Annotated in this window: 11 protein-coding genes; 9 read left to right on the top strand and 2 right to left on the bottom strand. The window is 48.1% G+C overall.

The window, feature by feature from the left end; genetic code table 11:
- Nucleotides 1-1084 precede the first annotated feature (1084 nt).
- The 9 genes from AC2215_RS01095 to AC2215_RS01135 all read left to right on the top strand — a co-directional run bounded on the left by AC2215_RS01095 (nt 1085) and on the right by AC2215_RS01135 (nt 15251).
- A complete protein-coding gene (locus AC2215_RS01095) occupies nt 1085-2056 on the top strand; it encodes a GDP-mannose 4,6-dehydratase (RefSeq protein WP_486808100.1) in 972 nt (323 codons plus the stop codon).
- A gap of 124 nt (nt 2057-2180) precedes the next feature.
- Nucleotides 2181-2618: a thiol-disulfide oxidoreductase DCC family protein gene (locus tag AC2215_RS01100; RefSeq protein ID WP_486808101.1), complete on the top strand. Its 438-nt coding sequence runs from the start codon at nt 2181-2183 to the stop codon at nt 2616-2618.
- Between the two features lie 44 nt (nt 2619-2662).
- A complete protein-coding gene (locus AC2215_RS01105; protein ID WP_486808102.1) occupies nt 2663-3061 on the top strand; it encodes a histidine kinase in 399 nt (132 codons plus the stop codon).
- 1109 nt (nt 3062-4170) lie between these two features.
- Nucleotides 4171-6243 (top strand): glycosyltransferase, encoded by a 2073-nt coding sequence (locus tag AC2215_RS01110; protein WP_486808103.1) that lies wholly within the window; start codon nt 4171-4173, stop codon nt 6241-6243.
- A gap of 511 nt (nt 6244-6754) precedes the next feature.
- Nucleotides 6755-9202 (top strand): PAS domain S-box protein, encoded by a 2448-nt coding sequence (locus AC2215_RS01115; protein ID WP_486808104.1) that lies wholly within the window; start codon nt 6755-6757, stop codon nt 9200-9202.
- Between the two features lie 60 nt (nt 9203-9262).
- The gene (locus tag AC2215_RS01120) at nt 9263-9673 is read left to right on the top strand and encodes a response regulator (protein ID WP_486808105.1); all 411 of its coding nucleotides are present in this window, start codon (nt 9263-9265) and stop codon (nt 9671-9673) included.
- Complete coding sequence (locus tag AC2215_RS01125; RefSeq protein WP_486808106.1) at nt 9666-11612, top strand: response regulator; 1947 nt, start codon at nt 9666-9668, stop codon at nt 11610-11612. Before AC2215_RS01120 ends, AC2215_RS01125 begins: the two co-directional genes overlap by 8 nt.
- A gap of 17 nt (nt 11613-11629) precedes the next feature.
- On the top strand, nt 11630-13549 hold the full coding sequence (locus AC2215_RS01130) for a response regulator (protein WP_486808107.1): 1920 nt from the start codon (nt 11630-11632) through the stop codon (nt 13547-13549).
- Between the two features lie 151 nt (nt 13550-13700).
- On the top strand, nt 13701-15251 hold the full coding sequence (locus AC2215_RS01135) for an adenylate/guanylate cyclase domain-containing protein (RefSeq protein ID WP_486808108.1): 1551 nt from the start codon (nt 13701-13703) through the stop codon (nt 15249-15251).
- Nucleotides 15252-15346: 95 nt separating this feature from the next.
- Here AC2215_RS01135 and AC2215_RS01140 read toward each other — a convergent pair whose 3' ends face one another.
- Both AC2215_RS01140 and AC2215_RS01145 read right to left on the bottom strand, forming a co-directional pair.
- Nucleotides 15347-15736 carry an alr0857 family protein gene (locus AC2215_RS01140; protein WP_486808109.1) on the bottom strand — a complete coding sequence of 130 codons (390 nt, stop codon included), beginning with the start codon at nt 15734-15736 and terminating at the stop codon, nt 15347-15349.
- A gap of 172 nt (nt 15737-15908) precedes the next feature.
- Nucleotides 15909-16442, bottom strand: coding sequence for an HNH endonuclease (locus AC2215_RS01145; protein WP_486808110.1), 534 nt, complete (start codon nt 16440-16442; stop codon nt 15909-15911).
- Nucleotides 16443-16446: the final 4 nt, after the last annotated feature.

The following is a 16446-nucleotide window of genomic DNA, read 5'->3' on the forward strand; positions in this document are numbered from 1 at the left end:
AGTTCGATGAACTCAAGGCCGATCGTTATTGGATAACAGCTCCAGACAAACTTGATTAGAGTCTTGTTCGGGTTGAGGCGCAAGATGCTCGTTACATAGGGTTTGTAGGTGACTCGAGCGTGCTTTTGCTGCAGTTGTTACAAAAAATACAAAGAGGATATATGGGTTTATTAGAAATTACGTTCTCCACAGCCGATCGAAACTCGAACCTCCGTTCTCCCAATCGCGTTGCGGATTTTGAGGATATTATTCGTCTGGATTATTGCCAACCATCTCGTTGGATCCATCGCGAGCGAGGCACTACGGATACCTCACAGACCTCAACAGCGCTCCGCCAACCTGACAATCGTCACCTTCGCGATCGAATTGAGCATCAAGAAACTAGGTTTTGGGAGAGTGCGATCGTCTGTTTTCGCCGACAGAAATAGACTTCGGGTAGAAAAGGGATAAAAGGGTTTGGAGTTGGGGGCAAGAGATCCCGAATCGATCGATTCAGTCTCAAAATTGATTCCGTGTTTTATATTTACTAACGCGGTGTGCAATCTTTTTGCGATCGCCATATGGTGAGCGAGTCGAAACATCCCCCTTTTCCCCTTCCCGCTTCCCCCCGTGTTGTCAGGTTTTGGCTCGTATAGCTAAGCGCATGGCGTTACTAGATGTCTAATCGTGGCAGAGTCTCATTCCGTCACACTCTCGGGGTGTCAAAAAAATGTCGACTCATTTGAGATCGGTTCGGGATCGGACAACCTCAGTTCGGGTTTGAGTAGAAGAGCGAGGGATCTAAGAAGTGCGACTAGACAGTAGAGTGGGTCTACAGAACCCATCTTGCCTTCCCAATAAACCTCCCGAACGAGAACAGGCGTTAATCTAGAAGGAGGTCGCTCGAGGGATCGTACCTCGATTGTTGCCAAAGAAACGGAATCGACCGCTCGCAGCAACAGCCCCAACTCTAAGGGCAGTCAACCCGTCATGCCTTAGAGGTTTCATGTTGCCTGCGAGTCGATGCGGTTCGTTCTGCCGCGCGATCGCCTCGATCGATAGTAAAGTTAGTCCGAACTGAGTGGCAACGCCCGGGAATATATCGATGAAAAAAGCGCTGATCTGTGGGATATCCGGTCAAGATGGATCGTATTTAGCTCAATACTTACTCGATCGAGGCTATGAAGTTTGCGGAACCTCCAGAGATGCTCAAATCTCATCCTTCAAAAATCTAACGAGCTTGGGAATTCGAGATCGGGTCAAACTCATTTCCATGTCCCTGACGGATTTTCGCAGCGTCCTCCAGGTGCTGAGCAAAATTCAACCCTACGAGGTTTATAATCTCGGGGGGCAAACTTCTGTGGGACTGTCCTTCGGGCAACCCGTCGAAACTCTCGACAGCATTGCCACGGGAACCCTCAATCTTCTTGAAGCCATCCGGTTTACCGGTTCCCCCATCAAACTCTACAATGCGGGTTCGAGCGAGTGTTTTGGCGATACGGGAGGACATCCGGCTGCCGAAACCACCCCCTTTCGACCGCGCAGTCCCTATGGCGTAGCCAAAGCCACTGCATTTTGGGAAGTAGCAAACTATCGAGAAGCTTACGGTTTGTTTGCCTGTTCGGGGATTTTGTACAATCACGAGTCGCCGTTACGTCCGGAACGCTTCGTGACTCAAAAAATTGTATCGGCAGCCTGCCGGATTGCCAAAGGCAGTGCCGAACGCCTGTATTTGGGAAATATTGCGGTGCAGCGAGATTGGGGGTACGCTGCGGAGTATGTTGAGGCGATGCACGCCATGTTGCAACAACAGCAACCGGACGATTACGTCATCGCCACCGGGCAAACGAATAAGTTAGAAGATTTTGTCGCTGAGGCGTTTGCCTATTTCGACTTAGACTGGCACGATTATGTCGTCTGCGATGAGAGTTTGTATCGACCCACAGATATTGCCGTCAGCCGGGGCAATCCGACAAAGGCAAAGGAACAACTGAAATGGGAAGCTCAGTATAAAATGAGCGATGTCGTGCGAGAGATGGTAGAAGCTCGGTTGCGTCAGATGGAATCGAATGAATAATCGAAATTACCCTTCCGAACACAGCCATCGCTGAGGGTCTAGCCCTGAGGTCGATCGTTCTTGTTTGCAAAATATTGCAAATTTGTAACACAATGAGAGTGGGAATAGCACGATCGTAATATTTATGACTTACTTTGTCATTTATGATGGCAACTGCAACCTTTGTGTTACTCTAGTTCAGCTGCTCGAAACACTCGATCGCGGCGAGCGATTTGAGTACATTCCCATGCAAGCAGAAGATGTCTTGAGTGGCTATGAGATTACACCGCAAGGGTGCGAACTGGGAATGATTTTAATGGATCCCCAGTCCCCAGAACGTCGCTGGCAAGGAAGTGAAGCGGCTGAAGAAATCGGACGCTTGCTGCCGACCGGCGAAGTTTTTGTTTGGGTCTACCGTATTTTACCGGGATTGAAGTGGGTTGGAGATCGCTTTTACGAACAAATTCGCGATCGCCGTTACGATTGGTTCGGACGGCGAAGTTCCACTTATATTTCCCTTTACCCAGCGAATCTTCCCTCAGCGACAACGAGTTCGTGTAAGATAGGCAATCGAGATTCTTAAGAGCCATTTTAGAGAAAAACAAGATCGCGATCGGGATTTGATTTATGAGTACCCCTTGTCACATTATTGTTGAAGGGAATCCGGCCATTATTTATGCCAGTCGTAATGGGATTCCCAATAAAGTTTTACCCCGGATGAACCGCTTTCTAGCCACGTTTTGGCAAGAAAGAGAAGTGGCCGGAGAAAATCGCCACACCCCCGAATGTCTTCTGGCCCAATTGGTGGTAAGATTCGGGTTTGAAATTTGCGAAGATGACTATTCTAATTTGCGAGTGGGACTGACTTACGATCCCACGGTTGAGTACTTGTATTGGGTGTCCTTAGACCAAAAAGTGAGCGTCTGGGTCCCCAAGTCAGAGTATCGCGACGATCCGAATTTAGGTCTCAACGGCTGTCGGCAATTAGAAGAAAGATCCATATTGGACCCTTTAGTCAAAACCTAGAAATCAAAGCGAAGATCTAACCAGAGTATCGATTGGTGGAAAGTTAAGCTTGAATGCGATCGCCATCGGGTTTTAAGAGAATATTTTCGGTTCCACAGATACAAAGATATAGATGTATCTTGCTAGGACCTGTCATGAGTGAGTCGTACTTTTGAGACAAAATATGGGTTCTGGAGTTGGCGAATATTTTGGATCTCTTCTGGCTACAATCCTAATTCCGAACTGCTTTTGGATGTAACGGATGATAGGCCTTAAGTAGGTAGGCACTGAAAAGCTGTATTATGTTGCAATTTGTAAAATAACTCCGATTTCGCCTGCAGAGAGGAGTTGAGGCTATTTACATTTAGTTACATAGGTAAAGATTTTAACGCCCACCTACTTAGATTACGATCGCCCGATAGTACACCAGTATCTTTTCAGGCAGAGCGATCGAACCAAAGTGTCCGTACCTATCTTGAATATCGCTATCTGAGCCCGATGTCTCGGCACGAATTAGATGTGTGACATTCGGGCTAATTTTTCCGATCGCAACGGCAATGACCGCATCGATTCGGACAGGATGTGGGTGGGTACTTTCAGAAGGCGATCGAGTTGTCTCCCCGTTTGGCGACAAAAGTCTCAGGAGATACTCAGGAGACCTTAAGCCCACCTGCTGATGGAAGATGTTACACCTAGAGACGCATGAGGTCTGAGAACATTTCTGGTGGTCCCCGTGGAACGAATCATCAATATTGTTGTATTTCTTAATATTTTTTTGTTAAATTTAACTCAATCCTCGATCGAGTACCCAACCCATGGGAAAGCTCGAGGGATGTATTGACACCAGAATCGTCAAAAAAATGCGATTTTCCTCACTAAATCGTATTAATTTCAGGCAACTTTTAATCGATAAATTACCGAGATTAGACAGTTTTTCTCGAACTCGCGACCTTGAAAAAGTTTCTGGAGAATTCATGACGTCTTCACAGTCCAAACGGTCATTCATCTACCCACTTAAACATCCCTTTAAACCGAGATTACAACGCTCTCGGGTCGGGATACTCGCACTGGCGAGTTTCTGTGGAGTTCTCGTTCTTCATGCTCGCGAGAGTTTCGAAGGATTCCGCTGGATGGCGGCCTTCAGCAGTGCGGCTGTTTTTTTTCAATCCTTAGTTGCACCGGAGATACATCACTGGCTTCCCCTCATCATTTTATTGGCGATCGTGAGCGCGATCGTGCGCATTTTATCTCCAGAAGATCGGAATGCTAGAAGTTTAGTCGTCGCGATTTTTCTCGCACTCACCCTACGTTATGTCCTTTGGAGACTGCTGTACACCTTAAACTTATCGAATTCGATCGAGATCTTCATCAGTATTAGTTTTCTACTGATAGAATTGTTTGTTATTGCGACGCAATCCACTCGTTTGTTTTTAACCATCGAGGAAAAAAATCGCCATCGAGAAGCCGATCGAATGTCTGAGGCAATTCTTGATGGAAGTTTTCAGCCCTCGATCGATATTTTTATCCCCACCTATAACGAACCAGCCGTCATTTTGCGGCGTACCATTATTGGCTGTCAAAGCATTAACTATACCCGAAAATCGATTTACGTCCTCGATGATACTCGGCGATCGGAAATTGCCGATTTAGCCAAAGAACTCGGATGCGAGTATATTACCCGTCCCGATAACCGCCACGCCAAAGCGGGTAATCTCAATCATGCCATGGTCCAAACCCACGGCGATCTGATTGTTGTTTTCGATGCAGATTTCATCCCCACTCAAAACTTTATCGAACGCACGGCCGGATTCTTTCAAAATAAGTTCGTCGGACTCGTTCAGACCCATCAATGCTTTTATAACAGCGATATTATTGCCCGCAACCTCGGTTTAGAAGAAGCACTACCCCACGAATTCGAGATGTTTTATCGTCAGTATCAACTGATGCGAGATGGGGCTGGGAGCGTTTTGTGTTGTGGAAGTGCCTTTATCGTCAGACGCAGTGCCCTCGAAGAAGTCGGCGGATTTTTCACCGAATCTCTTTGCGAAGACTACTACACCAGCGTTTGTCTGTCAGCGCGCGGCTACGAAGTCATTTATCTCGACGAAAATTTGAGTGCCGGTTTGATTGCTGAAAGCATACCCGCATATTTATCCCAGAGACAGCGATGGGCGCGAGGAACCCTCCAGGGACTCTTTCTTGGCGTCAATCCCCTGACGGTTCCCGGACTGAATCTGCGGCAGAGACTTTGCCATATCGAAGGTGTCGTTCAATGGTTTGCGAATCTCATCCGAATTGTGTTTCTGGTGATGCCCGTTGCTTACTACTTTTTCGGAATTTTTCCCCTGAAAACAAGTCTCGACGAATGGTTGTACTTCTTTTTACCGTACTATCTCATTAGCTTTATTATCTTTTCCTGGTTGAACCGTCGCTCGCTTTCGATTTTTGTCGCGGAGATTTACGCGATCGTCCAATCATTCCCAGTTTCCATAACGGTAATTCAAACCTTATTTAAACCGTTTTCTCGCAGCTTCAAAGTGACGCCAAAAGGAATTTTTAAAAAAGGCTATAACTTTCACTATCGTATCGCCGCTCCCTTGACGATCGTCGCGATCGCAACGGCACTCGGTTTAATCTTCAATGTACTTCAAATTGAGATTTTTCCCAGTTTTATGTCTGGCGCTTCAGCTTTCGGAGATGGTGTCGTTGTCAATTCCTTAGGGAACTTTTGGGCTTTCTACAATCTCTTCCTAATTAGCCTGGCAATTTTGAGTTGTATCGACGTTCCCCAAGCCAGTCCGTATCTAGATTTTAAACTCAAATATGGAATTCGGGTGAAAACGCCCAAAGGAGATTGGTTGGGAGTCACCCAGAGTCTCTCTGAAGTGGGCGCGACTGTCATCTTAGATGCATCTTCCTTACCGAGTCATGCATCCATTGACTCTTTTGCATCGATCCCGATTCAGCTAGAAATTATGGAAGAAAACTTAGTGATTCCGGCGAGAATTGAGGCTCTAAAACTGGAAAAAGAACGGCGCATTCTAACTTTAGAGTTTGAACCCTTGAGTCTCGATCGAGAGCGACACTTAATCGAACTTTTATTCTGTCGGCCCGGTCGTTGGGACAGACAAGAATCTCCCGGAGAATGGAGATCGGCATGGTTGTTAATTCAAGCGTTATTGAAGCCGAAGTTTACTCGATAACTCACCCCGATTTCCTAGAGAACCGATGGTGCAGGCGAGCTACTTGTATCCCAACCCCTTTTCCCCTGGCGGAAGAGGGGCTTTTTTGGAAGAGACATCTGGTAGAAATCAACAGTCTCATCAATTGTTATGCCGAAGTCATCAATGGCTTCTGGCTTTCCCCCTAAACTTTTAACCCGTTTGGGCGCCTAGTATTTCGTCAAGCTTGAAGTTGTGAGTTGTGTTGTCTGAAATTTCTGATTTTCAAGACGCATGTTTAATTCTGCGTCGCAGCACAAGGTCTAGCCCAGGGAGGACTTCCCCTCACCCCAACTCGACCTTGTTCGGGATTCAACGGTCGAGATCTAGGGCAACGTAACCGGTCATCAATCGACTCGATCGTTAACTTTCCGTATCTTTCACCTCACCATTGAATCTCGGAACTTGTACGATAACCCTAGTACTTATCTTGGTGTTGCATGCCGATTGCAACTACTTTCTGTCATAGCCGATACTGAACTCCCAGAAAAATATGGGTCTCAATACCAACCATGCCCGCAGGACTGTCCGCGACGATCGTCAATGTGACACCCCATCGACGATCGATTTTACCGCTCTAATGCAGTCTTATCGGCAGATCTCTCGAGAAATCGCACTCGATCGAGTTCTCGCTTCTTTGGTGCGGGTTTTACTCAATGGAACCGGCGCGCGTTCGAGCTATCTGTTACTTGAAACCGATCGTCGATGGTACGTCGCGGCCTCAGCGACAGATGATGGAGTCCGCATCGAACCCGGATCTCTGGTGGAGATCGAAGAGCGACTTCCGAGATCGATTATCCAAGAAGTCGCTCGCGATGCCAAGGCGATCGTCTTCGACGATGTCCTCACCCAGACCGATGCGGTCGACTTCCCAACCCACCCCACTCACTCCATCGCCTGCATTCCTCTCCGAGACGGCGATCGACTCGAAGCGATCGCTTATCTCGAGAACGACCTCGATTTGGGTGCGTTTACCCCAGACCGCCTGCAAGCGATCGAATTTTTGTGCGATGGCGGTGCGGTTGCCCTCAAAAATGCCCGAGAATACGCCCGAGAACAGAAGCACGCCGAGGAGCTACAAGCCCGACTCGCCCAAAGCGATGAGATCTTGCAACAAGAACGGCACGAACGCCAATTGGTTGAAGAACAGCTCCTCTCCTCCGAGAGCAAAATGCGAGCGATCTTCGAAGCGATGACCGATATCGTCCTGATCCTCGACGTTCGCGGTCACCAAATCGAGAATATCGAAGTCGCTCCCACCTATTCCGCGCGTTCTGACTCCTATGGAGAAATCATCAGTCAAACCATCAACAATTTTTTTGACTCCGAAACGGGTCAAATCTGGTTTGGAATGGTGCGACGGGCGTTAGTGACGCAGCAAACGGTGGTGTTCGAATATCGACTTCCCATGGAAGATAAAGACGCCTGGTTTAGCGCTAATATTTCCCCCATGCTGGGGGGATCGGTTATCTGGGTGGCGCGGAATATGAGCGAGCGGGTTTCCGCCCAAAAAGCCCTGCGCCGTTCCGAAGAAAAATTTGCCAAAGCCTTTCGCTCGAGTCCCAATCCGATTACGATTACTACCTTGGTAAACGGACAACATATCGAAGTCAACGAAGCCTTCTGCGAGATTACCGGATATACCACCGAAGAGGTGATGGGGCGTACCGCATTAGATCTCAATCTATGGGTCAATGCCGAAGATCGCCACAACCTGTTTCAACTCCTGTCGAGACAGACTGAAGTGCGCAACTACGAATTCGAGTTTCGCACCAAATCCGGGAAAGTCCGAACGGCCCTACTCTCCGCCGATGAGATTGAGCTGAGGGGGGAGAAATGCTTGCTATCGATTTCCAACGATATCACCGAGCGCAAACAAGCCGAACAGGAACTCCAGCAGCGAAATGAAGACTTAGCACGGACGCTGCAGGAACTCCAGGCGACCCAGGAAGAACTGATTCAATCGGAAAAAATGGCCTCCCTCGGGCAACTGATTGCGGGGGTCGCCCACGAAATTAACACCCCGATGGGAGCAATTCGCGCCTCGATCGAAAATATTACCCAAGCCCTAGACAGTTCCCTCCACCAACTGCCGCAGCTATTCCAAACCATCTCCCCCCAGCGGCAAGCGGACTTTTTCGCCCTGTTAGAGTTAAGTTGCCAACAAAGCGAACCCCTATCCTTCCGAGAAGAACGAAAACGAAAACGGGCGATCGTTAAAGCCCTAGAAGCGCGGGGCATCGAAACATCTAATCCCCAAGCCCTAGCGGCGACACTCGTTCAACTGGGGATGACCGCCGATTTCGATCGCTTTGAGGAACTCCTTGGCGACTCCGATCTCGAATTGATTTTAGATGCTGCTCGCAGCCAAGTGATTCAGTATAAAAATAGCGAAAATATCAAGCTCGCCGTCGAACGAGCATCCAAAATTGTCTTCGCTCTCAAAATTTACGCCCATCCCGGCGACTCCGGTAAAATGACAAAAGCACAGGTCACGGATGGGATTGATGTAGTGCTGACGATTTACCACAATCAAATCAAGCAAGGTATAGAAGTTATTAAAAACTATACCAATGTTCCTCCCATCTTCTGCTATCCTTCAGAACTCAATCAAGTCTGGACCAATCTCATTCATAATGCCATTCAGGCAATGAATAATCAAGGAAGATTAGAGATTTCTGTTTCTCAAAAAGATCGCGGAGTTTTAGTTTGTTTAACCGATTCGGGTTGTGGTATCCCGACGGATATTCAAGCGAAAATATTTCAACCGTTTTTTACGACCAAACCCGCTGGAGAAGGAAGTGGTTTGGGGTTAGATATTATCCAAAAAATTGTGGATAAACATCAGGGTGCGATTCAAGTTGCCAGTGTTCCCGGTCAAACCACGTTCAGTATCTGGCTACCCAGCGAACGGTCACCGTCAGAACCGAGAGACTCTTAATCTCTGGTTTTTGAGGACTCCCAACTCCACACTCATCTCAACTGAATAAATTTTAAGCTTATGTCGAAATCATCTAAACCCGCAATTTTGTGTGTGGACGACGAACGGATAATTCTCACCAGTTTGCGAGACCAAATCGAGCGTCATTTTGGTAAAGAATATCAGTGCGAACTCGCCCAAAGTGCCGATGAAGCTCTCGAAGTTTTAGCAGAACTGAATGAAGATGGCGTGTCTACGTTAATTATCGTTTCCGATTGGCTGATGCCGGGAATGAAAGGAGACGAACTCTTAATTCACGTTCACCAAAAGTTTCCCAAAATTAAGACAATTTTATTAACCGGTCAAGCGGATGCAGCGGCTATCGAACGGACTCGAAAAATGGCAGATCTTTATCGCTATATGGCTAAACCCTGGAAGGAAGAAACCTTAATTGATGTTATCGCCTCTGGATTGAAGGAGCAAGATGCATAAACCTACGATTATTTGTGTCGATGACGAACGGATGGTGCTGACGAGCCTGCGCGATCAGTTAACCTATCAAATTGGTTCGGAATATAATATCGAACTGGCCGAAAGTGCCGAAGAAGCTCTTGAAATTCTCGAAGAGTTTGAAGAAGATAAAATAGAAGTTCCTCTGGTCATTACCGACCAAATTATGCCAGAAATGAAGGGGGACGAACTATTAATTAAAATTCAAGATCGATACCCCAAAACGCTGAAAATTCTGCTCACCGGACAAGCGAATGCCGAAGCGGTTGGAAATGCCGTGAACTATGCCAATCTCTACCGGTATATTTCCAAACCTTGGGATGTTCCCGATCTCAATTTAACGGTTACCGAAGCCCTCCGCAGTTATGCCCAAGATAAACAACTCGCCGAGCAAAATGAATCCCTACAAAAAATTAATCGAGAACTCGAAGAGTTAAATGCTTCCCTCGAACAAAAAGTTGCCGAACGAACCGCCCAACTGCAACAAGCCAAAGAAGCGGCCGATGTCGCCAATCAAGCCAAAAGCGAATTCTTGGCCAATATGAGCCACGAATTGCGATCGCCCCTGAACGTGATTTTGGGCTTTTGCCAACTGATGGCCCGCACTTCCTCCCTTGGGGAAGAACAGCGGGATAACATTCAGATTATGAATCGCAGCGGTCAACACCTACTGACGTTGATTAACAACGTCTTGGACTTATCCAAAATTGAAGCCGGACGGATCGTCTTTTCCGAAACCGATTTCGATCTGTACTGCTTGCTTGACGAACTCAAAGATATGTTCGAGCTCAAAGCTGAGGATAAGGGGGTACAACTAAATGCGATGTACAGTGCGGAAGTTCCTCAGTACGTGAAAACCGATAAAGTCAAATTGCGTCAAGTTTTAATCAATTTGATGGGCAATGCGATTAAATTTACGGAAAAAGGCAGCATTCAACTACAAGTCACCCACGGACGGCGGGAAGAAGGGCGCACTTTCGTTCATTTTTCTCTCCAGGATACGGGGGCAGGTATCGCACCTGAGGAGTTGGAGGGTCTCTTTGAAGCGTTCGTCCAAACCCAATCGGGTAAAAACACCCAAGAAGGAACGGGGTTGGGCTTGCCCATCGCTCAAAAATTCGTTCACTTAATGGGAGGTCATATTACCGTCAGCAGCGAGTTGGGACGGGGGAGTACCTTTGAGTTTTCGATTCCCGTGGTGGCGGTTCAGAGGAGCGAGTTGCCCGTCGAGCTACCCGTGCGGAACGCGATCGCCCTCGCCCCAGACCAACCCACCTACCGCATTTTAGTGGTGGACGATCGCCCCGATAATCGCACCCTGTTGATGAAGTTACTCCGCCCGATGGGATTTGACGTCTCCGGAGCCGGTAACGGTTTCGAAGCCATCAAAGTGTGGGAAGAGTGGCAGCCTGATTTTATTTGGATGGACGTACGAATGCCGGTGATGGACGGTTGCGAGGCCACCCGAGAAATTCGAGAGCGAGAACGCAAGAACGGTGTCGCATCCTCGGAACGAACCACCATCGTAGCGTTGAGTGCTTCGGTATTGGGTGAGGAACGTCAGCGAGTGTTGGCAGCCGGTTGCGATGACTTCGCCCGTAAGCCTTTTTCCGAACATATTATTTTTGACACCATGGCTCAATACTTGGGCGCGCGCTACCTTTATGAGGAAGAAGCGCCAACGGTTCGAGACGAATCGAGTGACGATCGCTCTTTAGAGGAACTCAAATCGGTGATGCCGTCCACCTGGTTGGCTCGGTTGCGTCAGGCGGCCGTGGAGATCGACGACGAGCAAATTTTCGAGCTGCTTTTACAAGTCCCCAAAGAACAAGCCCCACTGGCTAAAATTATCGAAGATTGGGTGACCAGCTTCCGTTGCGATAAAATTGTCGATTTTATTGAATCGAGCGAGCAAAGTTAACAGGTGGCGATCGCACCATGGAAAAACAGAATAATATTTTGATTGTCGATGATACTCCTGAAAATTTGCAAGTTTTATCGAAAACACTATCTAAACAGGGGTATAAAGTTAGAGGTGTGGTGAAAGGAGAAATGGCAATTAAAGCGGCGATCTCATCTCCACCAGATTTGATTCTGCTCGATATTAAAATGCCGGATATGAACGGATATCAAGTCTGCGAACAGTTGAAAATAAATTCCAAGACGCGCGATATTCCAATTATTTTTCTCAGCGCCTTGGATGAAGTGTTTGATAAAGTCAAAGGGTTTGAATTAGGAGGAGTAGACTATATCACAAAGCCATTTCAAATCGAAGAAGTTTTAGCGAGAATCGAGCATCAAATTCTAATTCAAAGATTGCAAAAACAACTCGTTTTGCAAAATGAAGTGCTACAAACGGAAATACAAGAGCGCAAAAAAGCCGAAGAGCGCGCCCAAGCAGCCTCACAAGCCAAGAGCCAGTTTTTGGCAAATATGAGTCACGAACTGCGGACGCCGCTCAATGCGATTTTAGGATTTTCTCAAGTGCTCGAGCGCGATACCGAACTCACAACCAAACAGCGAGACTATATCGGCATTATTCATCGCAGCAGCCAGCATTTACTCGAACTGATTAACGATATCTTAGACTTATCTAAAATTGAAGCCGGTCAAATTTCTTTAAATGAAAGTTGTTTTAATATTTACGATTTACTCGATCGACTCGAAGAAATGTTTCAGATCGAGGCACAGCAAAAACAGCTTGCATTATTATTTCTGATTTCGGCAAACGTTCCCCAGTACATTAACACCGACGAGCAAAAGCTTCGAGGCTGTCTGATTAATTTGATCGGAAATGCGATCAAGTTTACTCGATCGGGCAATATCGCCGTCACCGTGACTCTGGGAGAAAATACCCCGCCCACCCATGAGTGCGAGTTCGAGTTAGTCTTTTGCGTGCGGGACACCGGTATCGGCATTGCGCCTGAAGATGTGGAGACCTTATTTGAAGCCTTCGTCCAAACGGAAAACGGCAAGCAGTCTGGAGAAGGGACGGGACTGGGTTTGGCCATTACTCGCCAATTCATACGTCTGATGGGGGGAGACATTACCCTGACAAGCACCCTCGGGGTTGGCAGTACGTTTGAATTTAATATCGAAGTTTCCCACGCCCATTGTGCTGAAGAAACGACTCCCCTCAACCGACGGATCGTCGGTATCGAAGGAGATCGAGCAACCTATCGAATTGCGATCGTCGACGATCGTCGAGAAAATCGTTTGCTGCTTGCGGAGTTACTCGGTTCCGTGGGATTTGAAATTCGCGAAGCCGAGCAGGGACTCGAAGGGTTGCAATTGTGGGAGTCCTGGCATCCCGATCTCATGTTTATGGATACCCGAATGCCAGTGATGAGCGGCTTGGAAGCCACTCGGCAAATTCGAGTGCGCCAGCGGGAACTCGAGCGCTATCCCGATACCGCCCCCCGTCATCGAACGACGATTATCGCCCTGACTGCTAGTGCTTTTGAAGACCGACGCGGGGAAATTCTCGCCGCCGGTTCCGATGATTTTATGCATAAACCGTTTCGCGAAGCGTCGATTTTTGAGATCGTGAGTCGGTATTTGGGAGTCCGTTATCTTTACGAAGCCGAATCCCCCAGCACCGTCAGTCAGGAGACGACTTCAGTCAACCCCAGCGACCGGTCAATTCTCGAAGGGTTGGGGGAAATGCCCGAATCCTGGCTGATACGACTCGAAGAAGCCGCCAGTAAAGTGCGCGAGAAACTTGTTTTCGAGCTGATCGATGAAATTCCTCCGGATCGATCCAGTTTGGCCGCCTGTTTGCGCGATTTAGCTCGAGATTTTCGGCTCGATCGGATTGCCGATTTAGTTGAAAAAGTTCGATCGATTTCAGAGTGCTAATAACGTCATGTGCAACTTGGTCCCGGACTGGGGACTTGGGAGATCAACTCCCCCTTAACCCTTTCCCTTTTTCCCTTTCGAGTCAGGTTTTGGATCGTGAAGTTGCACTGAACGGTTAATAATTTCTACCTAGATGCTTAGATCGGAAATCATGAGCGAAAAACCAGCCAAAATTTTATTAGTGGATGATAAGCCCAATAACCTGCACTATTTATCGGAAATATTGCTCGATCGAGGCTACCAAGTTCAAAGAGCAATTTCCGGTAAATTAGCTCTCAATGCGGCATTAGACTCTCCTCCAGATTTGATATTGCTCGATGTTCTCATGCCCAACTTGGATGGTTATGAGGTCTGTAAAAAACTCAAACTCTCCAAGCTCACTCGTGAAATTCCCGTCATTTTCGTCAGCGTCTTAGAACAGGCTTTTGATAAGGTTAAAGCCTTCAAATCTGGGGGAGTCGACTATATTACCAAGCCCTTTCAGGTCGAAGAAGTCATCGCCCGGATCGAGAATCAACTGACCATTTGCAACCTGCAAAAAAAACTGCAACAAAAAAACAAAGAACTTACCCAGTACACCCGCCGCTTGCAAGCAGAAATTGACGAACGCAAGCGAACCTACGAAGCCCTCGTTCTGGCAGAAAAAAGATACAATAATCTCGTTAATCACTCGATCGAAGGTATTTTTCAAGCCAATCCATCCGGACGCTTGCTCAGTGCGAACGTTGCCCTAGCTCGGTTATTCGGGTACGATTCCCTCGAAGACTTAGTCGAAAAAGTTCCAAATATTTCCGGGCTTTACGCTCAACCCGATCGCTGGCAAGAATTGAGAGACCAACTCGAATATCGAGATACGCTCTCAGATTTTGAATCGTTAGTCTATAAAAAAAACGGACAAACCATTTGGATTTCGGAAAATGCCCGAGCCGTGCGCGATGCGACGGGAAAGCTCTTGTACTACGAGGGAACGGTGACCGACGTTACCGTGCAAAAAATTTCCCAAGAAGCTCTCAAATTTCACAAGGATCGTAACGAACAGCTTTTGCTGAGTATTTTACCGGCCCGGATCGCGCGGCGACTGCAACAGGGAGAAGGGACGATCGCCGAAGAATTTGATGATGTGAGTATTTTGTTTGCAGATATTAGCGGCTTTACCGAATTTGCCGCTCGCAAAACCCCCCAAGAGCAATTAGCGATTCTCGATCGTATTTTCTCTCGATTTGACGAAATCGCCCAACGCCAAGGCCTAGAGCGAATTAAAACCATTGGCGATGCATACATGGTGGCTGGAGGCTTGCCGATGCCCCATTCAGAACTCACCGAGACCATTGTCGGGCATTTGCCGCTTGAGAGAGTGGCTCACATGGCGCTCGAGATGCAAGTTGCCATGACCGAGTTAGCCCCCGCTATCGGTCGCGTCTTTTCATTGCGGATTGGCATTCACGCCGGTCCGGTGGTTGCCGGAGCAATTGCGGGTAACATGGGTCGCAGCAAGTTTATCTACGATTTGTGGGGCGAAACGGTTAATCTGGCTAGTTTGATGGAATCGACGGGCGTTCCCGGTCAAATTCAAGTCACCTCAACGGTTTATGAGAGATTGCGCGAACAATTTATTTTCGAGCAGCGCGGGTCGAAGTCCCTCGGTGCTCAAAGAAGTATCACCGCCTATTGGCTCCGAGGAAGGCAACCGGAGGTGGGGTGATGGTGACAAGGGGACAAGGGGACAAGGGGACAAGGGAGAGGGGATATTTGAGCTACCCAAGCCTCCCCCACTCCCTACACCCCATACCCCAGACCCTACTCTCTCAGACAAGATGCATCGCTGCGAGCGGCTTGCCAAAGTTGAAGCAGTAGGGTTTCGCACCCTGGTGACATGGCACTGACAAAAACCCCTTCGCAGGTTTGAGCGTTTTGGGCAATCCACGTTCCGCGCAGGCTGACTTCCATGAAATCAGCATCGGCAACGCATAGAGAAATCTCTTGATGCGGTTCGCGACAGATTTGAGCTTCTAACTCCACCAGACCCGAGGCTTGCTTGGGGAGCAAGAAGGATGCTTGAGTGGGTTCGACGCAAATGCCTCGTCCGACCCGCATGGCGAGGGTAACGCGCTGTGCCACCAGTTCCTCTGGGGAAGTCTTCAGACGCTCCAGTTGCACATCCGTTTCGGTGTAAGTAAACTTCAGCATGGCTGGGATTTTCACAAGATATCGATCGTAGAACTGGGGGCATAGCACGTTGGAATCGATCGACCTTCAGATGCGATCGATTCCCAGAAGGATTTCCCTTCTATCTAAAACATACGCATTCCTTGGAAAAAATATGCATTTTTAGATGCGCCAGAACCGATTGGCGATCGGTTTAGTTCTGAGTCCCCCAACTGTTGAACTGCTGTTGTCGCCAAAATTCTTCAGCAAATGCAACCGCCGGATGCATGGGAGCTTTGGGTTTGGTTTTGAGGACCATACCCGCTTCGAGGAGGGTGCGATCGCCTTTTCGGGAATTACACGGGCTACAGGCGGTTACCACGTTATCCCAGGTATGCGTTCCCCCTTTGGATTTGGGTAAAACGTGGTCGAGGGTGAGCTGTTTGCGACTGCCGCAATATTGGCAGGTGTGGTTATCCCGCCGCAGCACTTCTCGTCGGTTTACCGGTGGTATTTTCCAAATTCGCTCGGTTCCCGTCATTTTCAGGCGGATGTGTTCGGGAACCCACAGCACGATGCTAGGAGAACTGACGTGCCAACCCCGAGGGCTAGAGGCTAGCTCTAAAGGTTCGGCTTTGCCGGTTACCAACAGGGCAATCGCTCGCTTGACGTTGATGCGGCTGATGGGTAAGTAGTTTTGCGAGAAAACCACCACCGATTGCCTCAAAATGTCCGTTATACTCGTCACCGTT

This window comes from Zarconia sp. (assembly GCF_057467645.1).